Annotated in this window: 17 protein-coding genes; 5 read left to right on the forward strand and 12 right to left on the reverse strand. The window is 68.6% G+C overall.

Going from position 1 to position 19,116, the window contains the following annotated elements; genetic code table 11:
- Window positions 1-114: 114 nt before the first annotated feature.
- The 3 genes from BTH_RS25075 to BTH_RS25085 all read right to left on the reverse strand — a co-directional run bounded on the left by BTH_RS25075 (window position 115) and on the right by BTH_RS25085 (window position 3,179).
- Complete coding sequence (locus BTH_RS25075; RefSeq protein ID WP_009891422.1) at window positions 115-1,827, reverse strand: SulP family inorganic anion transporter; 1,713 nt, start codon at window positions 1,825-1,827, stop codon at window positions 115-117.
- A 46-nt stretch (window positions 1,828-1,873) separates the two neighbouring features.
- A complete protein-coding gene (locus tag BTH_RS25080; protein ID WP_009891424.1) occupies window positions 1,874-2,500 on the reverse strand; it encodes a ParB-like protein in 627 nt (208 codons plus the stop codon).
- 124 nt (window positions 2,501-2,624) lie between these two features.
- Complete coding sequence (locus BTH_RS25085; RefSeq protein WP_011402403.1) at window positions 2,625-3,179, reverse strand: GNAT family N-acetyltransferase; 555 nt, start codon at window positions 3,177-3,179, stop codon at window positions 2,625-2,627.
- Window positions 3,180-3,536: 357 nt separating this feature from the next.
- Here BTH_RS25085 and BTH_RS25090 point away from each other — a divergent pair, with 357 nt between their 5' ends.
- From BTH_RS25090 to BTH_RS25105, 4 genes are all read left to right on the forward strand, one after another.
- On the forward strand, window positions 3,537-4,763 hold the full coding sequence (locus tag BTH_RS25090; RefSeq protein ID WP_009891428.1) for an MFS transporter: 1,227 nt from the start codon (window positions 3,537-3,539) through the stop codon (window positions 4,761-4,763).
- A 216-nt stretch (window positions 4,764-4,979) separates the two neighbouring features.
- Window positions 4,980-5,933 (forward strand): TetR/AcrR family transcriptional regulator, encoded by a 954-nt coding sequence (locus BTH_RS25095; RefSeq protein WP_009891430.1) that lies wholly within the window; start codon window positions 4,980-4,982, stop codon window positions 5,931-5,933.
- Window positions 5,934-6,105: 172 nt separating this feature from the next.
- Window positions 6,106-7,878 carry an AMP-binding protein gene (locus BTH_RS25100; protein WP_009891432.1) on the forward strand — a complete coding sequence of 591 codons (1,773 nt, stop codon included), beginning with the start codon at window positions 6,106-6,108 and terminating at the stop codon, window positions 7,876-7,878.
- Window positions 7,879-7,937: 59 nt separating this feature from the next.
- Complete coding sequence (locus BTH_RS25105) at window positions 7,938-8,903, forward strand: DUF1571 domain-containing protein (protein ID WP_011402404.1); 966 nt, start codon at window positions 7,938-7,940, stop codon at window positions 8,901-8,903.
- A 133-nt stretch (window positions 8,904-9,036) separates the two neighbouring features.
- Here BTH_RS25105 and BTH_RS25110 read toward each other — a convergent pair whose 3' ends face one another.
- Window positions 9,037-9,306: a hypothetical protein gene (locus BTH_RS25110; protein WP_009909620.1), complete on the reverse strand. Its 270-nt coding sequence runs from the start codon at window positions 9,304-9,306 to the stop codon at window positions 9,037-9,039.
- 305 nt (window positions 9,307-9,611) lie between these two features.
- Here BTH_RS25110 and hfq point away from each other — a divergent pair, with 305 nt between their 5' ends.
- On the forward strand, window positions 9,612-10,238 hold the full coding sequence (hfq, locus tag BTH_RS25115) for an RNA chaperone Hfq (RefSeq protein ID WP_009891438.1): 627 nt from the start codon (window positions 9,612-9,614) through the stop codon (window positions 10,236-10,238).
- 138 nt (window positions 10,239-10,376) lie between these two features.
- Here the strand turns inward: hfq and BTH_RS25120 are convergent, their stop codons facing one another.
- From BTH_RS25120 to BTH_RS25155, 8 genes are all read right to left on the reverse strand, one after another.
- Window positions 10,377-11,090, reverse strand: a complete 714-nt coding sequence (locus BTH_RS25120) for a DUF2968 domain-containing protein (RefSeq protein ID WP_009891440.1) — start codon at window positions 11,088-11,090, stop codon at window positions 10,377-10,379.
- Window positions 11,091-11,179: 89 nt separating this feature from the next.
- Window positions 11,180-12,571, reverse strand: a complete 1,392-nt coding sequence (locus tag BTH_RS25125) for a sigma 54-interacting transcriptional regulator (RefSeq protein WP_009891442.1) — start codon at window positions 12,569-12,571, stop codon at window positions 11,180-11,182.
- A 16-nt stretch (window positions 12,572-12,587) separates the two neighbouring features.
- Window positions 12,588-14,396 (reverse strand): TadG family pilus assembly protein, encoded by a 1,809-nt coding sequence (locus tag BTH_RS25130; RefSeq protein WP_009905686.1) that lies wholly within the window; start codon window positions 14,394-14,396, stop codon window positions 12,588-12,590.
- A gap of 7 nt (window positions 14,397-14,403) precedes the next feature.
- Window positions 14,404-14,775 (reverse strand): DUF3613 domain-containing protein, encoded by a 372-nt coding sequence (locus BTH_RS25135; protein ID WP_009891444.1) that lies wholly within the window; start codon window positions 14,773-14,775, stop codon window positions 14,404-14,406.
- A 21-nt stretch (window positions 14,776-14,796) separates the two neighbouring features.
- The gene (locus tag BTH_RS25140) at window positions 14,797-15,708 is read right to left on the reverse strand and encodes a tetratricopeptide repeat protein (protein WP_025369410.1); all 912 of its coding nucleotides are present in this window, start codon (window positions 15,706-15,708) and stop codon (window positions 14,797-14,799) included.
- Between the two features lie 36 nt (window positions 15,709-15,744).
- Window positions 15,745-16,764 carry a type II secretion system F family protein gene (locus BTH_RS25145; protein ID WP_019256495.1) on the reverse strand — a complete coding sequence of 340 codons (1,020 nt, stop codon included), beginning with the start codon at window positions 16,762-16,764 and terminating at the stop codon, window positions 15,745-15,747.
- Window positions 16,765-16,769: 5 nt separating this feature from the next.
- A complete protein-coding gene (locus tag BTH_RS25150; protein WP_011402409.1) occupies window positions 16,770-17,780 on the reverse strand; it encodes a type II secretion system F family protein in 1,011 nt (336 codons plus the stop codon).
- Complete coding sequence (locus BTH_RS25155) at window positions 17,773-19,113, reverse strand: CpaF family protein (protein WP_009891450.1); 1,341 nt, start codon at window positions 19,111-19,113, stop codon at window positions 17,773-17,775. The genes BTH_RS25150 and BTH_RS25155 overlap by 8 nt, the downstream gene beginning before the upstream one ends.
- Window positions 19,114-19,116: the final 3 nt, after the last annotated feature.

The raw sequence follows: 19,116 nt of genomic DNA on the forward strand, positions 1-19,116 counted from the left end.
ATACGAGAGACGAAATGGCCCGGCTCGCCGATGCCGCAAACGGCACGCGGGCGCCGAACGCCCGCCCGAGCGCAGGACACGCGCACCCGGCACCCCGCGTCGGGAGTCGATGCGTCACGCGCGCTGCGGCTCACCCGCCGCGAGCGATTGCAGGCTTTCGTCGACGCTCAGCTCCGACAGCGCATTCGCGCGCAGCGCCCCGTCCGCCGCCCGTTGCAGCACGCGCAGCACGTTCGGCTTCAGGCGCACGAGCACGAGACGCCAGCCGCGCGCGTCGCACTCGGCACCGAACGTCTTCAACGCTTCGATCGTCGTGCCGTCCACATCGGGCGACTCCTCGAGACTCAGCATCACCGTGTGCACGGGCGGCTGCGCGTCGCGCGCGAGACGCCGCGCCATGGTCAGCACGCGCTCCGCGTTCGCGAAGAACAGTTGCGCTTCCGGCCGCACGATCAGCACGCCGGGAATCGGCTTTGCATCCTCGTGCATCGACACGTCGACGAAATCGTGGCTCTCGCGCAGCCGCCCGAGCACGCTCACGTTCGGCTCGGACAACTGCCGCAACGTCAGCAGCAGGCTCACGCCGATCGCGGCGAGCAGGCCGTGCAGCACGCCGAGCACGATCACGGCCGCGAGCGCGGCGACCACGACGATCCGGTCGCGATGCCAGGCCCAGTACGGCCGGAACACTTCGGGATGCAGAGAATGACTGACCGCGAAGATCACGATCGCGGCGAGCACGGGCTCGGGGATGCGCGCGAGCTGCGGCAGCAGCAGCCAGACGATCAGCGCGATCACGGCGGCCGCGAACAAGCCCGCCATGCGCGTCTGCGCGCCCGCCGCCTCGTTCGCCGACGTCGCCGAGTAGCCGGCGCCGACAGGCATCCCGTGCAGCAGCCCCGATACGAGATTCGCGCAGCCGAGCGCGACGAGATCGCGGTTCGGGGAAATCGTGTCGCCGTGCTTGAGCGCGAAATTGCGAATCGAGCCGTACGATTCCGCGTACAGGATCAGCATCAGCGCGAAGCCGAACTCGGCTGTCTGCATCCAGCCGGAGCGGCCGAGCACCGGCATGCCGAACGCGAGGTTCTGCAGATCGATCGCGCCGACGACGGCGATGCCGTAACGATGCCAGTCGATCCAGTAGCCCGCCGCGATGCCGAGCACGATCACGACGAGCGTCGCCGGCACGCGCGTGCGCCTGCCGAGCGTGAACAGGATCGCAAGCGCCGTCGCGCCGAGCGCCGTGCTGTAGACGTTGCAGTCCGGTATGCCGAGCAGCAGGTCGAGCACGACGCGCAACGTATCGCCGTGATGAATCCGCACGTCGAGCACCTTCGGCACCTGCTTGATCACGATCGTGAGCGCAAGACCGAATGTGAACCCACGCAGCACCGGCCGCGCGATGAAATCCGACATGCCGCCCAGACGCGCGGCGCCCGCGAACACGAACAGGATGCCCGTCGTCGCGACGAGCGCGGCGGCGAGCATCAGTTGCGCGGCGGCGCCCGGCCCGGCCTCGGACATCACGGTGGCCGCGAGCACGACGGCCGACGACGACGTCGCCGACACGATCGCGAAGCGGCTGCTGCCCGCGATCGCGTAGACGACGAGCCCAACGACGAGCGCGATGAGCCCCGCCTGCGGCGGCAGGCTCGCGAGCCCCGCGTACGCGACCGCCTCCGGTATCAGCAGGCCCGCGATCGACAGCCCCGCGAGCGCGTCGAGCACCGCGCGCCGCCCGCGCGGCGCGGGCGGCTTGTCGAGCGATGCGAAATGCGCGGCCTGCTGCGGCGGCGCGTCGATGTGTTTCGAGCGAAGATCCATGCGCGCTCCGTAAGCGTTGCCCGTCGTGCAAACGAAGACGCGGTGCTCAGCGCGGCGCGGCGATCACGCCGGACCAGCCCGGCAGATAGCGCGCCTCCTGCGTGTGCGCGTAGCCGAGCGCCGCCTCGAGCGCCTTCGCGAATTCCTTGCGGATTTGCGTGAGCGCGATCTTCGTGCGCAGGAAGTCGGCCCACAGGAATTCGCTGAACGGCATCGCATCCTTCGCGTAGCCGCCCGCCGTGCGCAGCTCGCCCGCGAGGCTGCGGTAAGGATCGTCCTTCAGGCCGACGAGCGACGTCGGCAGATGGTCGTAATCATGGCGCGCGCCGTTCGCGCCGAACGGATGCACCCACTGGTTGTGCTCCATCATCCGCCAGAAGAGCGTCTCGTCGAGCCACGACAGATCCTTCAGCAGCATCGCCTTCACTTCGGTCACGCCCTCCTCGATGAGCGCGAGCCCCAGATGATGATGATCGGTGATGAAGTAATGGCCGCCCGGCCCGAGCACGGCCGGGAACCAGTGCGAATCGATCGCCGCGCGGCGGGCTTTCTTGCCGAGCGATTTCCAATGCTTGCGCTTTGCCTTCACTTCGCGATAGCCGACCGTGATCTGCGTCGGGCGCAACGCGTCGAGCTTCGCGGGGATGAGATGCACGTCCTGGCCGATCGTCATGATGGGGGTCCCGAATAGGATGTCGGCAACGATACATGGGATCGGCTTTCGCGTTAATACCGCGTTGCCCTTGAAGTTTGCGCAAAGCGCACTGCCGCACGCTGCGCGGCTGCCGGCCGCGCGTTCAGCCGCGCGCGGCCAGATCCGCGCGCTCGAGCCGGTGGCGAACGTACGGGATGCCGTCCTGCACGATGCCGACGCGCCGCATGCCGAGCTTGCGCGCGACGTTCAGCGACGCGTCGTTCGCCGCGGCGATGTCCGCGACGATGCGCGGCAGCCTGACCGTCTCGAATGCGTGCCGGACGACGCGCTGCGCGGCTTCGCTCGCGATCCCGCGCCCCCATGAGGCGCGCACGAGCCGCCAGCCGATCTCGACGTCGCGGCCGCCTTCGACGTAATCGGGGATCAGCAGCGTCCAGCCGACGAACCGGCCGGGCCGCGCCTTCTCGAAGATCGACCAGTAGCCGAGCCCCGGCGGATACGCGCACGTGATCCGATGCTCGACGAAGCGGCGATGCGCGACGGGGTCGTCCCATGGGCCGGCGATGTGGCGCGTCACGTCCGGATCGCGGTCCATCGCGATGCACGCGTCGAGATCGGCAAGCACGCGCGGGCGCAACCACAGGCGGTCGGTTTCGAGTATCGGCAGCACCGAGCGAGCTTGCGAATCTGGACCCATCTGTCAACCTGTAAGCGCATGAAAGAAAGAACACGACGCTACCTTAGCATCGCTCGCCGCGTCGCGAAAACCGGTGCGAATCCCGTCGCATCGCTTACGGCTCGCCCGATGCGCGTGCGACTTCGCCCCGACGCCGCGCGATGCCCCTGCGTCGCGCGGCGCACGCGCATCGCGATACTCCGCCCGCTGCGATTGCAGGACCCGCAACAGTCCATTTCATAGGGATAAATCCGGATCGGGCCGCTCGGAGCCTTCACGCGCGCGGCGAGCGGCGTACACTCGCGTTACCGCCCGCGCGCAGCGCCAGCCGGACGGTGCGGGGCACGACGGCGCTTCCCCCTCGAGGAGACCGCCGCCATGACCATGAGCTGGACCCGGGAACAACGCAACGTCACGATCGCAGCCTACCTCGGCTGGACGCTCGACGCATTCGACTTCTTCCTGATGGTCTTCGTGCTGAAGGACATCGCCGCCGAATTCAACACGAAGATTCCCGCCGTCGCGTTCGCGATCACGCTGACGCTCGCCGCGCGCCCGATCGGCGCGCTGATCTTCGGCCGCCTCGCCGACCATTTCGGCCGCCGGCCGACGCTGATGATCAACATCGCGTGCTACTCGCTGCTCGAGCTCGCATCCGGTTTCGCGCCGAGCCTCGCCGCGCTCCTCGTGCTGCGCACGCTGTTCGGCATCGCGATGGGCGGCGAATGGGGCGTCGGCTCCGCGCTGACGATGGAGACGATTCCGCCGCGCGCGCGCGGCGCCGTGTCGGGCCTGCTGCAGGCGGGCTATCCGAGCGGCTATCTGCTCGCGTCGGTCGTCTTCGGCCTCTTCTACCAGTACATCGGCTGGCGCGGGATGTTCATGATCGGCGTGCTGCCCGCGCTGCTCGTGCTGTACGTGCGCGCGAAAGTGCCCGAGTCGCCCGCGTGGCGGCAAATGGAAAAGCGCGCGCGGCCGAGCCTCGTCTCGACGCTCAAGCAGAACTGGAAGCTGTCGATCTACGCGGTCGTGCTGATGACCGCGTTCAACTTCTTCTCGCACGGCACGCAGGATCTCTATCCGACCTTCCTGCGCGAGCAGCATCACTTCGATCCGCATACGGTGTCGTGGATCACGATCGTGCTGAACGTCGGCGCGATCGCCGGCGGGCTCACGTTCGGTTGGCTGTCCGAGCGCATCGGCCGCCGCCGCGCGATCTTCATCGCCGCGCTGATCGCGCTGCCCGTGCTGCCGCTGTGGGCGTTCTCGACGGGCGCGCTCGCGCTCGCCGCGGGCGCGTTCCTGATGCAGATCTCGGTGCAGGGCGCATGGGGTGTGATTCCCGTGCACCTGAACGAGATTTCGCCGGACGAGATTCGCGCGACGTTCCCCGGCTTCGTCTATCAGCTCGGCAATCTGCTCGCGTCGGGCAACGCGACGATGCAGGCGCAGCTCGCCGTCAATCACGGCAACGACTACAGCACGGCGCTCGCGACGGTCGCGGGCACCGTCGCCGTCGTCATCTGCGTTTTAATTGTCTTCAGCCGCGAGCGACGCGGCATCGACATGACACAGACGGCCAAGATGGGCCCGACGACCGGATGACCTCGCGCGCCGCGGCGCACCATCGCGCAAGCGCGCGTCGCGCTGCGCGCCGCGAGCCGTTCATGCTGCATCGCACTGGCTACTCTAGAGGAGTTTGTCCATAAAGAACGCTTGCCGCCGCCCCGCGCCGCTTTTTATCTTAATGAAAACGGCTGTTTCAATTACAGATTTGAATCGCTTGTTCGCGTACCGGGAAACCGGCAAGGGAGGCGGAACATGGCAGTTCGACAAGCCAGCCGGCAATCCGGCGGGACGAAGGCGCGCATCCTCGATGCGGCCGAAGATCTTTTCATCGAGCATGGCTTCGAAGCGATGTCGATGCGGCAAATCACATCGCGCGCAGCGGTGAATCTTGCTGCGGTCAACTATCACTTCGGCAGCAAGGAAGCGCTCATCCACGCGATGCTGTCGCGGCGTCTCGATCAACTGAACGAGGAGCGCCTGCGCATCCTCGACCGGTTCGACGCGCAGCTCGGCCCGCACGTCACGTGCGAGCACGTGCTGGGCGCGATGTTCATTCCGGCGCTGCAGGCCTCGCGCGATCCGCAACGCGGCGGCCGCGCGTTCCTCAGGCTCATCGGGCGCGCATACACCGATCCGTCGGCTTTCGTGCGCAACTTCCTGACCGCGCACTACGCGAGCGTTGCCGGCCGCTTCTTCGACGCGTTCCAGCGCGCGCTGCCGAACCTGCCGCGCGCGGAGCTCGGCTGGCGGCTGCACTACGCGATCGGCGCGCTGTCCGGCGCGCTCGCGGGCGCGGAGACGGAGAGCCTCATCGACGAATTCACGCAAGGCCGCACGATGAACGACGTGCAGATGATCGCGCGGCTGTCCGCGCTGATCGTCGCGGCGCTGAAGGCGCCGATGCCCGATTCGACGCAGCTCGCGATCTTCGCATCGGTGCTCGACGGCGCGGCGGCCTCGGCCGTCGCGACGCAGCCTGCCGCACCGCGTGCGCCGGCCGCCTTCGCGCCGTCCGCACCGGCCGCAGCGCTCGCGCCGGCCGCTTTCGCGTCGACGCCCGCGCCGAGCGCCGCGCCGTCTGCTCCCGTCGCGCCGGCATCCGCCGCGCCGATGCCGGCGGCCGCTGCGGCGCCGACGGCACCGCACACCGATGCGTTCGCGGACGAGCCGATCGTCGCGGCCGCGCACGAAACGCACGCGACCTGACGCAAAGGCCCCGCGCGACGAGCACCAGCCGCGCGAGGCGGCGCCGGACATGTCGCGTTCCGGCGCCCGCCTTGTTGCCGTCCACCCCAACCGGCGCGTCGCGCGGCAAGTTCGCGCCGTGCGCCGCCGACACCCGCACGCCGGCCCATACCAACGATTCAGGAGACAAGCGATGACCGCCCCCGTTGCGCCCGCCCACGCCCCCACGCAAACGCCGAATACCGACGGCATCTGGTATGCGTCGTACCCGAAAGGCGTGCCGCACGACATCGACGTCACGCAGTACGAATCGCTTGCTCAGTACTTCGACGAATGCACGACGCGCTACGCGCAGCGCGTCGCCTTCATCAGCGCGGGCGCGCGGATGACCTACGCGGCGCTCGCGCGCAAGGCCGCCGCGTTCGCGTCGTATCTGCAAAGCCTCGGCGTGAAGCCGGGCGACCGCGTCGCGATCATGCTGCCGAACACGTTCCAGTATCCGGTCACGCTGTTCGGCACGCTGAAGGCGGGCGCGATCGTCGTCAACGTGAATCCGCTCTACACGGTGCGCGAGCTCGCGCATCAGTTGAAGGACAGCGGCGCGCAGACGATCGTCGTGTTCGAGAACTTCGCGAAGACGCTGCAGGACGCACTGCCCGGCACCCAGATCAAGCACGTCGTCGTGACCGCGCTCGGCGATCTGCTCGCCGACGGCCTCAACCCGAAAGGCCGGATGATCAATTTCGTGCTCAAGCACGTGAAGAAGCTCGTGCCGTCGTATCAGTTGCCGCAAGCCGTGCGCCTGCGCGCGGCGCTCGCGGCGGGCGCGAGGCAGGCGCCGTCGCCCGTTGCGCTCAAGCGCGACGATCTCGCGTTCCTGCAATACACGGGCGGCACGACAGGCGTCGCGAAGGGCGCGATGCTCACGCACGGCAACCTGATCGCGAATCTGCTGCAGGCGAAGGCGTGGGTCGAGGATCAGTTGACGGGCGACGTCGAGACGGTGCTCACGCCGCTGCCGCTCTATCACATCTACTCGCTGACGGTGAACGCGTTCATCTTCCTCGGCCTCGGCGGACGCAACATCCTGATCGCGAATCCGCGCGACACGAAGATGATGATGAAGATCCTGCGCCACGAGACCTTCACGGGCATTACCGGCATCAACACGCTCTACAACGCGTTCCTCGACAACGAGGAATTCCGCAAGCGCGACTTCTCGAAGCTCAAGCTCGCGATGGCGGGCGGCATGGCGATGCAGCGCGCGGTCGCCGAGCGCTTCGAGCAGGTGACCGGCTGCCCGATCGTCGAAGGCTACGGACTCACCGAGTGCTCGCCGATCGTCACGATGAATCCGTACGACGCGAACGAGAAGCGCTCGTTCAGCGGCTCGATCGGGCTGCCCGCGCCGTCGACGACCGTGCGCTTTCGCAAGGAGGACGGCGCGTGGGCGAATATCGGCGAGCCGGGCGAGCTGTGCGTGCACGGCCCTCAGGTGATGCGCGGCTACTGGCAGCGCCCCGACGAAACCGCGAAGGTGATCGACGCCGACGGCTGGCTCGCGACGGGCGACATCGGCGTGATGGACGAGCAAGGCTTCATCCGGCTGATCGATCGCAAGAAGGACATGATCCTCGTGTCGGGCTTCAACGTGTATCCGAACGAGATCGAAGACGTGCTCGTGTCGCATCCGGGCATCCGCGAGGCGGCGGCGATCGGCATTCCCGATCCCGTGCACGGCGAGCGCATCAAGGTGTTCGTCGTGCCGCGCGACGCGTCGCTCACGGTCGAGGACGTGCTCACGCACTGCCGCAAGAACCTGACGGGCTACAAGATGCCGAAGGCCGTCGAGTTCCGCGACGCGCTGCCGCAGACCAACGTCGGCAAGATCCTGCGCCGCGCGCTGCGCGACGAGGAACTCGCGAAGCTCGCCAACGCGCCCGCCGCTGCGTCGGCGAAGCACTGAGCCGAGCGGGCCGCGAAAGCACGACAACAAGATTCTTGATCGCGTTCTGGGAGGAATGCATGCCGTACGCGTCACCGCAGCACCCGTCTTCGTCGTCGCGAACGCGATTCGCGCGGCGCCGTCTTGCCTGCGCGTCGGCCGCGGCCGCGCTCTCGCTCATGCTCGGCCACGGCGCCGCGCACGCGCAGGCCAACGCCGAGGCGCCCGCCGCCGTCGAATCCGGCGCGCCGGACTCAGCGCTTCCCCCCGAGCTCGAGAAGGTCGCGAAGCTGCCCGTCGACCAGCAGACGCGCTGGCTGCGCACGGCCGCGCGGCAGGGCACGCTCGAGAAGCTCGACGACGCGACGCTCACGGCGCTCTTCAAGTCGCTCGACCCGCAGACCGTGCCGGATTACGTCGCGGCGGGACCGATCGGTCATCCGTCGTACGAATTCACGATGCTGCGTCAGGAGCGCATCAGCGGCAAATGGTCGGATACGCCCGATCACATGTTCGTCAAGGTGACGCGCAGCCCGCTGCGCGTCTACGCAAAGTGGCTGCCGGACGGCGCGCACTCGGGCCAGGAAGTGATCTATGACTCGACGAAGCGCGTCGACGAAATGTACGGCCACCTGGGCGGCCTGCTCGGCAAGCTGCCGATGTGGACAGCCGTCGACGGCACGCTCGCGCGAGCGCAGTCGAATCACCAGGTGCGCGATCTCGGCACCGAATTCGTCGCGAACCTGTTCCTGAGCGAGGCGAAGAAGTACCGCGACGCGGGCGTGCTGAAGCCGACGCACGTCGAGGCGAAGACGGTCAAGGGCGTGCGCGTCGTCGCCCTCACCTACGAATCGCCCGGCGGCCGGCCGCAGTTCTATGCGAAGAAGGAAACGCTCGGGCTCGACCTGCGGCTACCGTACTTCCGCACCGTCGAATCGTACGACAACGACGGGCGTGTGTTCGAGAAAGTCGTGTTCGAGAAGATCACGCCGAAATCGCTCGACGAAACGGCGTTCGATCCGAAAAACCCCGATTACAAATTCTGATCCGTCATCGTCCCGTCATGAACGGCGTCGGCGGGCGGCGATGAAAAACGCCGCGCGGCCTTTGCGGCCCGCGCGGCGCTTTCTCGTATCGGCGGCGCGGCAGGCTCGCCGCCGCGGCGGCCGGATCGCGAGGTCAATCGTCGTCATGATGGCGGTGCCACCTGCGCCAGCGCTTGCGGTCGTGCTTCCAGTCATCGTCTTCATCGTCGCCACGCCAGCCGTAGTACGCCGGATAACCGACGACCGCCGGCTGCGGCTCGACATAGACGGGCTGCGGCGCCACGTAGACGGGTGCGACCGGCAAGCCCAAGCCGATCGACAGATCGACGCCGCCCGCCGTCGCGGCGCCCGATGCGCCAAGCGACGCGATGCCGAGCGTCATGATCGTCAGCCATTTTTTCATGTTCGTCACCTTGTTTCGCCGGCACGGCCGGCCTCCTGCGCGCACTCTATCGAAACCGCTCAAACGCAGGTGCAACGGCCATGCGAGACCTGTAACCCGACGTAACAAGAATGCGCGCCAACGCGCATTGGCCGATCGGACGGATCGCGCAAACGCGCGGGACCGTCTATAGTGGGTAACGGTTGGACACAAACGCTCGCGCGCGCATCGGGTTCGAACAGGGTAAAATCCCGCCAAACGCTGTGTAAGTTCGCATGCGGCGAAACGCATAACTCTTAATTGACGCCGGCACCTGCCGCTTTTTAATGGCCAATCCTGCAGAATCCCATCCGCAAAACGACTTCATCAATGCCGCGCGCAAGGAACGCAAGCGCGTCGAAATTTATCTCGTCAACGGTATTCGCCTGACGGGATGCATCGAGTCGTTCGACCAGTATCTGGTGATGCTGCGCACGCCTGTCGGCCTGCAAGGCATCTATAAACGCGCCATCTCGACGATCCAGCTCGACACGGGCGGCTCACGTCCGGGCGGCCGCGGCCCGCGCACGGGCGGCGGCGGTCGTCCCGGCGGACGCGAAGGCGGTGGTCACGGTCCGTACGGCTCGCACGGCGGCCCCCGCGAGTCGCGGGGTGAAGGCGGCGGCTATGGCGCCCGCGAATCCCGTGGCGACGGCGGTTACGGCTCCCGCGAACCCCGTGGCGACGGCGGTTATGGCTCCCGCGAGCCCCGTGGCGACGGCGGCGGTTACGGCTCCCGCGAATCCCGTGGCGACGGCGGATATGGCACGCGTGAACCGCGCGAGCCCCGCGAGTCTTACGGCGCGCCGCAAGAAGGCGCATCGACGCCGTCCGGCACGCAAGATCGCAACAGCAACGGCCCCGTGATCGTCACGCGCCGCCGCCGCTCGCTCGGCCCGACCGACGGTCAATAAGCCGACTCCGCAAAATCAAAAGGGCAAGCCGTCACCGGCTTGCCCTTTTTCTTCCCTGGTCTCGCGAGCCCGCGCCACGTCGAATCCCGGGACGTGCACGAAGCGGGACCGGCCGCCCCCGCCCCGCCGGTGGCGCGATCACCGTACCTTCGGCAATCCTGCGTCGGCCTGCCGTTGCAACGAACGAACCTGTTGCTGCAACTTGCGCAGTTGACCCTCGCGCTCGTTCTTCTGCTCCCGCAGCGCAACCGCCTCGTCGAGCTTGTCCTTCTGCCGGGTCGCGACAGCCGCGCGTTGCTCGCGCGCGATGGTCAGATCCGCCTGCAGCCGGCTCGCCCGCTCCTGCGCGGCGGCGATCTGCCGATCGGTCTGCGCCTTCTGCGATTCGAGCTTCGCTGCCTGCAACTCGTTGACCGCGAGCATCTCGGATTGCTTCGCGAAATCACGATAGACCGCTTCCGCGCGCGCCTCGCTCGCCGTCCTGATCACGCGCCAGAACGCCTTTTGCTGGAACAGCGCGACAAAATACGTGCTGTCCTGGATGTTGAGCAGCAGGCTCGCACCGTAGCTGCCGTTGTACGTCGTGCGCATTTCGGTCAGCTCGTGCGCCTGAATCTGGCGTTGCAGTTCGTCGATCGTGCTCTTGCCGCTCGCATCCGCGTTCGCGGCCGCCGCCGGCGCGCCGCCGGGCGCCGACAGATTGACGACGGCCGGCGCCGAAACGCCCGGCGACGCCGTCGCGGCGGATGCCGTCAACGCCGGCGACGCAGCGCCGCCGTCGCCTTCCAATGCCTGCGCATGCGCGCCGCAGAGGCCGCCCGCCGCCGCGATCGCGACGAAGACGCGCCCCATTCCCCGTATGTGGCTCATTCTGTTTATTCCTGCTTCGAAGTGTTGTAGTTTTTCGAATGCATGTTCGTCGGCTGCATCGCAGCCCTCTTTCACTCGCTTTCCCGTGCCTCAGGCTCCTCGTCGAAAATCTGGTATTTGCGCATCTTTTCCCACAGCACCTTGCGGCTGATTCCGAGATGCTGCGCGGTATCCTGCCGACGCCAACCGTTTGCGTCAAGCGCGGCGATCACGCGGTTGCGCTCGGCCATGTCCCACTTGCTGCGATCCACGAACACATCCGGCGCGCTCTCCGCCGGCACCGGCTGCGCGGCGCTGCGCGCATGCGCGACGAGCCGCTGCAGCCGCGCCGTGTCCCAGCCGCCCGTCTGCCGCACCGTCACGCCGACGCGCTCGGCCAGGTTGCGCAGCTCGCGCACGTTGCCCGGGAAGTACGAATCGGCCACCGCTTCGGCGAGCCAGTATGGCAGCTCCGGCAGCGCGGCGAGCCGGTCCTCGCCGACGATCGACGCGACGAACGACTTGAACAGCGCGATCTTGTCGACGGGCCCGCGCTCCTCGAGCGACGGAATGCTCAGCTCGATCACCGCAAGCCGGTAGTATAGGTCCGCCCGGAACAAGCCGTCCTTGACGAGCTGCGGCAGTTTCTTGTTGCTCGCCGCGACGAGCCGGAAATCCACCTTGACGGGCGCGGTCGCGCCGATGCGCAGCACCGCGCCGTCCTCGAGCACGCGCAGCAGTTTCACCTGCTGGTAGAGCGGCAGATCGCCCACTTCGTCGAGAAAGAGCGTGCCGCCCGCCGCCTGCTCGAAGTAGCCCTTGTGCGTGCCGACCGCGCCCGTAAACGAGCCCTTCGCATGCCCGAAGAACAGCGACTCGAACAGGCCGTCCGGAATCGCGCCGCAGTTCACGGGCACGAATTCGCCCATGCTGTAGCGCGAGTGCTTCTCGTGCAGCAACTGCGCGATCCGCTCCTTGCCGACGCCCGTCTCGCCGTGCAGCAGCACGTTCGTATCGCAGTCGGCGAACGTGTCGACCTCCAGCAGCAGCGCCTGCATGCAGTCCGAATGCGCGACGAGCGTGCTCGGCTCGAGCGTCTTCGCCGCGTGCGCGCGCAACTGCACCGCGAGCTTCGAGATCATGCCGCGCAGCTCCGCGCACGTGAAATCGAGCGGCAGGATGTGCGAATACTCGGGCGGATACAGCGACGGATCGTGATCGCGCGCGGCACCGACCCAGACCACCGGCATGCCGATGTCCGCCTGCCACGTGCGCAGGAACGCCGCGCCGCTTTCGATCATCGATACGCTGATGATCGCGAGCGACGGCCGCATCGCGGTTCGTTCGGCCGACAGTTCCTCGTTGTCCGCGCGGATCACTTCGACGTCGAAGCTCGACATGCAGCGCGCGACCCGGTCGACGATATCGGCCTTGCCCTCCCAGACGTACAGATCGAGCCCTTCGATTGCGTTCGTGTTTCTCATCGTTATGCGTGAATCTTCAATAGACCGTTTGCGCGGTGCCGCAGGTCAGCGCCAGATTGTGGACCGTCGCCGCGCCGAGCTGCACGCCGAGCAGGTTCAACAGCGGCACGACGACCTGGTCGAGCGAGCTCAGCACGGGGCCAAGCAGGTTCAGCAGCACGGAGACCACCGGATTGAGCACCGTGCCGACCGGCACCGAAATGCCGAGCACGTAGAGCGTGAGGCCGTTCGGCCCCGTCAGCGATTGCGCGGCGCCCGACAGCGCGTTCGAGATCACCGAGCCCACCGCGTTCGAATTCGTCGTCTGATAGTCGTCGGCGTCGCCCGCCACGCCGTTGAACGTGAGCGTCGCCGCGCTCGCCTGCGGCACGACCGCCGGCAGCGCGACGGCCGACTTGACCTGCAGGAGCGGCGCGTCCAGCACGCCGAGCGTCGCGAGCGTCGCGGGCACGTTGCAAGCGAACGTCTGCTGCGCCGGGAGGTCGGTCGGCACGTCGCCGATGCACAGGTTCGCGAGGCCCGGCTGCACGCCGATCGTGGCGCGGCTCGACGCGGCGGTTGCCGCACAGCTCGTCGACTGCAGCCACGCGGACCCCGTCGCGACTTGCAGCGTGAGCGGCAGGCTCAGATCAACCTGGATGAGGTTCTGCACGAGGCTCACGAGCGGCGCGAGCGGCAACAGCACGCCGGTGGGCGACAGCCCCGTGGTGCCGAGATTCACGGTCACGAACAACCGGATCTGCGCATTATTGGCCTGCGTGCGCCACGCCCCCGTCTTCGGGTTCGTTCCCGCCTCGCCGATCACGATCGTCGGCGGTTCGATGATCTGCAGCTTGAGTGCCGCGCCCTGGCCCGCGAGCTGCAACCCCGTCGCGACGTCGACGGCCGGCTTGCCCGCCGCCGCCACCTCGGCCCCGACCATCAGTGCGTCGAACACGTTGATCTTCGCGTCGACGGCCGCCTGCGTGTCGGACAGCCCGAGCGCGAACACGCCGGGCCCGCCCAACTGGCTGCCGATGCTGAATTTCCCGCCGCCGAGATTCGCGCCGGCGATCGCCTGCAGCGCGGCGACGCTCGCCTGCAGGTTCGCGTTCACGACCTGCGTGCGCGACAGCGCGGTCAGCATCAGCTGGGCGAACTGTCCGGCCGTCACCTGCGTCGCGAGCAGCTCGTTGACGGTCAGCACGTTCGCGGCCGCCATCAGGTCGCCGACCTTGATCTGCGTTGACGCGAGCGCCTGATACGACAGCGCGCTCAAGCCCAGATTCGCGCCGAGCAGCGCGTTGAGCACACTGTTCACGAGGCCGCCCTGCAGGCTCGCGAGCGTCGTGCCGATCGTGAACTGGTCGACGTTGGTCGCCTTCGCGGTCGACGTCGCGCTCACCGTGCGCGACGGGCCGAGGAAGAAATACGGCACGTTCTGCGTCGCCGTCACCTGCACCGCGTTGAGCGGCGTCGACGTCGTGCTGAAGTAGCTCGGCGCGGCGTTGCTCTGCGTGTCCCAGCGCCCGCACGACACCGTCAGCGTGTTGCCGCTCGCCGCCCGATCGAAGCCGTTGGAGCTCGCGTTCGCGGCGGCGGCCGCGTTCGGCTGCGAGCATTGGTCGTCCATTCTCTGCGCACCGGCGAGTGCGGCCATGTCGGCGACACGCTGCAAGTCGCGGCGCACGAAGAACACGTTGCCGATGTCGACCACGCCGAGCGCGGCGATCGCGACGAGCATCCAGATCGCCGCGGCGACCGCGAACGAGCCGCGCTCGCGCGCGCGCGTCCCGCGTCCGCAGGCGGAAAGTCGATGCTCGGTGCGACGGCGGGCTAACGGCATACGATCCTCACTGCGAATGCGACGCCGGCGCGAGGAGAGCGTCCGCGCCCGCCCCGCCCCCGCCGCTCATGCCGGCGGCCGATTCGTAGAACGCCGGGATCTTCGTCTTGAACGAATCGAGATAGCGCGCGTACGCGAGCGACGCCGCCTCGCCGATCATCGGCTGCGCCGGCGCCGCCTCGCGGTTGCTCGCCTGCAGCGCGAACCACGTCTGCGTCGCGTGGCCGATTTCCGATGCGCTCGGCGCATCGTGCTGCGGCGATTGCGCGCGGGCGGCGCTCGCCGCGCATGCGAGCGCGAGCGCGAGCGCCGCCGCGCAAAGCGCGCGGCCGCGCCCGAAACGGGCCGCGGCGGTCTGGATGTGGTCATGCGTCGTCATGTCGACTCCGTGTCACGTCTGTCATTGCGAGAATCGCTGCAAGAGCGGCACCGTCGGCTCGAACGCCGACGCCGTCGCGGCCGCAACGGGCGCGGACGCTCCCGCGCCGGCCGCGGCCTGCCTGGGCGCCGCCGCATTCGCGGCGATCGTCGCGCCCACGCCCGCGCCCGCGCCCGGCGCGCCCGGCCGCGCGAGCGCCCGCTGCCGCGCACGCGACGCGGCGGCAATCTTCGTCGCGTCGTTGCGGATTTCGGCGCGCACCGCCGGCGCGAGCTTCAACTGGTTCATCAGGCCGAGCGCGTCGCGCGTCTGCCCCGTCGCGAGCAGGAACAGCGCGAGATTGCTGAGGATCTTCGGATTGTTCTGGTCGAGCTCCGCCGCCTTCATCAGCGGCACGCGCGCGCCCCCGATGTCGCCGCCGCGCATGCGCGCATACGCGAGATCGGACAGCGTCAGCGAATCGGTCGGCGCAAGCGCGCTCGCCTGCGCGAGCGCCTGCGACGCCGCGTCGAAATCGCCCGACGCGCCGGCCAGCAGGCCGAGCCCGCGGTAGCCGCGCGCGGCGAGCGGCGTGCCGAGCAACTGCTTGTACGCAACCGTGCTCGCAGCCGGCTGGTCGGTCGCGCGCAGCGCGTCCGCACGCAGCAGGATCGTGTCCGGCGACACGCCGTACTGCTTCTCGTAAGCGTCGATATGCGCGAGCGATGCGTAATAGAGCCCCTGCGACTGCATCCGGCCGATGAGGCCGAGATACATGCCGGGCGTGTCGGGCGTCGCGTTCTTGTCGGCCGCGGCCTGCATCAGCGCCGCGCGCTCGGCCTGCGCGCCGATCCCGTAGCCCGACTCCTTGAACGACCCGCACGCGGCGAGCGACAACGCAAGCGCCGCGAGCGCCGCCGTCGTCGTCATTGGTGAAAAGCTGCTTCGTCTCATGTCGTTCCTTCCTTCGTTGCGCGGCGGCAAACGCGGCTAGCGGCGCGCGGCCGTGAGCGCGTGCGTGACGGCGAGCATCCCCGGCCCCGCGGTCACGATGAAGAGCGCCGGCAGCAGCGTGAGAATCATCACGCCCGTCATCTTCACCGTGAGGCGGCCGATCCGCTCGCGCAGCATCGCGCGGCGCACCTCGCGCAGCCGGTCGCCGAACTGCTTGAGCGGCTCCTGCACCGCGCCGCCGTGCTTGTCGACCTGGATCAGCAGACGCACGATCGCGCGCAGATCCTCATTGTCGAAGCTGGTCGCGAGGCGCTGCAGCGACTGCTCGCGCGTGCGGCCCGCGACGAACTGCCGCTGCGCGATCCCAAGCTCCGACGACAGCACGGGCAGCATCCCCTTGAAATCGTTCGTGACGACCTGGATGCTCTGGTCGAGCGACAGCCCGACGCCCTGCAAGAGCCGCAGCATGTCGACGAGCAGCGGCATCTCGTCGACGACGGACTGGCGGCGCGCCGCCGCGCGGCGGCGCACGTAGATCTTCGGCAGCATGAAGCCGGCGATCACGGACAGCGCGACCCACGCGCTCAGATGCGTGCGGACCGTCGCGCTGCCGAAGAGCGCGACGGCGGCGGGCAGCGCGATCGAGCACGCGATCCGCGCGCTCAGGAAGATGCCGCGCGTGTGCGCGTCGACGTAGCCGCACTGCTCGAGCAGCATCCGGTCCTCTTCGGCGACGATCTGCTTGCCGAGCCGCGTGTCGAGCAGGCGCATCCCGAACTTGCCGGCGCGATCGAGCAACGTCGCGAAGCGCGAACGGCGCGCGTGCGGCGCCGCGTCGGGGGCGCTCGCGCTCGCCGCGCTCGAGGCCGCCGCCGCGCCCGTCGTCGCACGCGCGGCGGCGGCCTCGAGCGCGGCGGCGCGCTGGTCGAGCGCGTCCGCGAGCGTGCGGCCGGTGCGCCGCGCGAGCACGGCCTGCATGATCGCGAGCGCGGCGAGCATCAGCACGCCGATTGCGCCGAGGACGAGCGCGATTGCGCCAAGACGGCTCGAATCCATCGTGGTCACCTCAACCGGGCGAGCCGGTACAGCCAGTAGCCGCCGGCGACTTGCAGGATGAACGCCAGATACACGAGCTGGCGGCCCATCGGATCGAGCCACATCGCGCTGAAATACTTCGGATTCGTCGCGATCACGAAGCTGCCGATGCCCACGGGCAGCGCGCCGAGCACCCACGCCGACAGCCGCGTCTCCGCCGACATCGCGACGAGCTCGCGCTCGGCCTGCTCCAGATCGCGCATGAACACGGCCATCCGGTCGAGCATCACGTCGGCGCGCCCGCCGTACTTGACGGACAGCCGCAGCACCGAGCCCACGAGCTCGAACTCCTTGATCCGGTAGAGCGCGGCGACGTAGACCATCGCGCGGTCGATCTCGACGCCCGAGCGCAGCATCCGCGACACGTGATCGAGGCAGCCGCGCAGCGGCGCGTCGGTCGTCTGCAGCGTCGCCTGGAACGCGGCGGGCACGCTGTTGCCGAGCGTGACGAGGCGCACGATGCCGTCGAGAAACGACGGCAACTGGCGAACGATCCGCAGCCGCCGCTTCTGCATCCGCGACGCGAGCCAGAAGACCACGAGCGTCGCGCCCGCGACGAACGCCGCGACGGCCGCGAGCAGCCCGCCGCGCAGGCCCGCCCACAGCGTCGCGAAGGCCGTCACCGCGCCGAGCGCGACGAGCGGCGTGCGAATCTCGGACACGCCCGCGCGATTCGATACGTTGAGCCACGCATCGGCCACGCGCTCGCGCCAGCGCGCGAGACCTTCAGCGGGCTTCGCCGCGGGCGCGCCGCCCGCCGCGCCCGCCGCCGGCATCGGCGCGGCCGCGCGCTTCGGCTCGGCCGCGGCCGGCATCTTCGGCTGCGCGCCCGGGCGTGCGCCGGGCTCGAGCCGGCTGTCGATATAGCGCGCCGCGTGCGCGCGCTCCTTGTTCGCCTCGCCGCGCCGCCACAGTGCGAGCGCCCCGGCGACGCACAGCAGCGCGAGCGCAAGCGCCCAAAGCGCCGCGCTAGACATTGAAGCCCCCGCCGCGGCCGTAAGGCTCGCCGCCGAAGCCGCCGCCCGACAGCGCCTGCCTGAAGCGCGCGAGCTTCGGCGAATGCGGATGGATGCCGAGCGATTCCCACGCGTCGATCTCATCGCCGTCCGCGTTCACGCGCGGCTCGTAGCGATAGAGCTCCTGCGTCGCGATGATGTTGTCGGACAGCCCGGTCACCTCGGTGACCGACAGGATACGCCGCCGCCCGTTCGACAGCCGCCCGATCTGGACGATGAAGTCGACCGCGTTCGAGATCTGCCGGCGCAGGCTCGATTCGGTGCCCTGAAAGCCCGCGAAGCCGGCGAGCATCTCGAGGCGGTACAGGCACTCGCGCGGCGAGCTCGCGTGGATCGTGCCCATCGAGCCATCGTGGCCGGTATTCATCGCCTGCATCATCTCGAGCACCTCGCCGCCGCGCACTTCGCCGACGATGATCCGGTCCGGGCGCATCCGCAGCGTGTTGCGCAGCAGGTCGCGGATCGACACGACGCCCGTGCCGTCGAAGCCGCCCGGCCGGCTCTCGAGCCGCACCACATGCGGGTGGTTGAGCGACAGCTCCGCCGTGTCCTCGATCGTCACGACGCGCTCGGCTTCGGGAATGTGGAACGCGAGCGCGTTCAGGAGCGATGTCTTGCCGGAGCTCGTGCCGCCCGACACGAGGATGTTGCAGCGCGCGGCGACCGCGGCTTCGAGCAGCGCGCCGATCTCTTCGTTGAACGTGCCGTTCGCGAGCAGATCGGCCGGCTTCAGCGGGTCCTTGCGGAACTTGCGGATCGACACGACCGGGCCGTCGATCGACAGCGGCTCGATCACGACGTTCACGCGCCCGCCGTCCGGCAGCCGCGCGTCGACCATCGGATTCGACTCGTCGAGCCGGCGGCCGATCGGCGCGAGAATGCGCCGCACGATGCGCAGCAGGTGCGCGTTGTCGGTGAAGCGCACGGGCAGCTTCGTCAGGATTCCGTGCTTCGACACGTAGACGTCGCTGTAGCCGTTGATCAGGATGTCCTCGACGTTCGGATCGGCGAGCAGGTCCTCGATCGGCCCGAAACCCGCGAGCTCCTTGGTCAGCGCCTGCGCGACCGCGCGCACCTCGTTCTCGTTGAGCGGAATGCGGCGCAACCGCACAAAGCTGTCGATCTCGAGATCGACGAACTGGTTGATCGCCTGCCGCGACCAGCGCCCGAACTCCGCGCCCAGCTCCTCGATGCGCGTCAGCAGATGCTCGTGCGCGGCGTTCTTGATGTCGTGAAACTGCTGCGTTTGCGAGAACGGCGTCGCCCCGTCGGCAAATTGAATGTCGTGTGCCATCTC

The sequence above is a fragment of the Burkholderia thailandensis E264 genome (genome assembly GCF_000012365.1).
Lineage (GTDB): Bacteria > Pseudomonadota > Gammaproteobacteria > Burkholderiales > Burkholderiaceae > Burkholderia > Burkholderia thailandensis.

Excerpts from the sequence above, each read along its gene's own strand:
- BTH_RS25150 (WP_011402409.1), bottom strand. The coding sequence starts at position 17,780 with ATGTCTAGCGCGGCGCTTTGGGCGCTTGCGCTCGCGCTGCTGTGCGTC.
- BTH_RS25110 (WP_009909620.1), bottom strand. The coding sequence starts at position 9,306 with ATGAAAAAATGGCTGACGATCATGACGCTCGGCATCGCGTCGCTTGGC.
- BTH_RS25130 (WP_009905686.1), bottom strand. The coding sequence starts at position 14,396 with ATGCCGTTAGCCCGCCGTCGCACCGAGCATCGACTTTCCGCCTGCGGA.
- BTH_RS25140 (WP_025369410.1), bottom strand. The coding sequence starts at position 15,708 with ATGAGACGAAGCAGCTTTTCACCAATGACGACGACGGCGGCGCTCGCG.
- BTH_RS25095 (WP_009891430.1), top strand. The coding sequence starts at position 4,980 with ATGGCAGTTCGACAAGCCAGCCGGCAATCCGGCGGGACGAAGGCGCGC.
- BTH_RS25085 (WP_011402403.1), bottom strand. The coding sequence starts at position 3,179 with ATGGGTCCAGATTCGCAAGCTCGCTCGGTGCTGCCGATACTCGAAACC.
- BTH_RS25105 (WP_011402404.1), top strand. The coding sequence starts at position 7,938 with ATGCCGTACGCGTCACCGCAGCACCCGTCTTCGTCGTCGCGAACGCGA.
- BTH_RS25120 (WP_009891440.1), bottom strand. The coding sequence starts at position 11,090 with ATGGGGCGCGTCTTCGTCGCGATCGCGGCGGCGGGCGGCCTCTGCGGC.
- BTH_RS25090 (WP_009891428.1), top strand. The coding sequence starts at position 3,537 with ATGACCATGAGCTGGACCCGGGAACAACGCAACGTCACGATCGCAGCC.
- BTH_RS25080 (WP_009891424.1), bottom strand. The coding sequence starts at position 2,500 with ATGACGATCGGCCAGGACGTGCATCTCATCCCCGCGAAGCTCGACGCG.
- BTH_RS25145 (WP_019256495.1), bottom strand. The coding sequence starts at position 16,764 with ATGGATTCGAGCCGTCTTGGCGCAATCGCGCTCGTCCTCGGCGCAATC.
- BTH_RS25100 (WP_009891432.1), top strand. The coding sequence starts at position 6,106 with ATGACCGCCCCCGTTGCGCCCGCCCACGCCCCCACGCAAACGCCGAAT.
- BTH_RS25125 (WP_009891442.1), bottom strand. The coding sequence starts at position 12,571 with ATGAGAAACACGAACGCAATCGAAGGGCTCGATCTGTACGTCTGGGAG.
- BTH_RS25075 (WP_009891422.1), bottom strand. The coding sequence starts at position 1,827 with ATGGATCTTCGCTCGAAACACATCGACGCGCCGCCGCAGCAGGCCGCG.
- BTH_RS25135 (WP_009891444.1), bottom strand. The coding sequence starts at position 14,775 with ATGACGACGCATGACCACATCCAGACCGCCGCGGCCCGTTTCGGGCGC.
- hfq (WP_009891438.1), top strand. The coding sequence starts at position 9,612 with ATGGCCAATCCTGCAGAATCCCATCCGCAAAACGACTTCATCAATGCC.
- BTH_RS25155 (WP_009891450.1), bottom strand. The coding sequence starts at position 19,113 with ATGGCACACGACATTCAATTTGCCGACGGGGCGACGCCGTTCTCGCAA.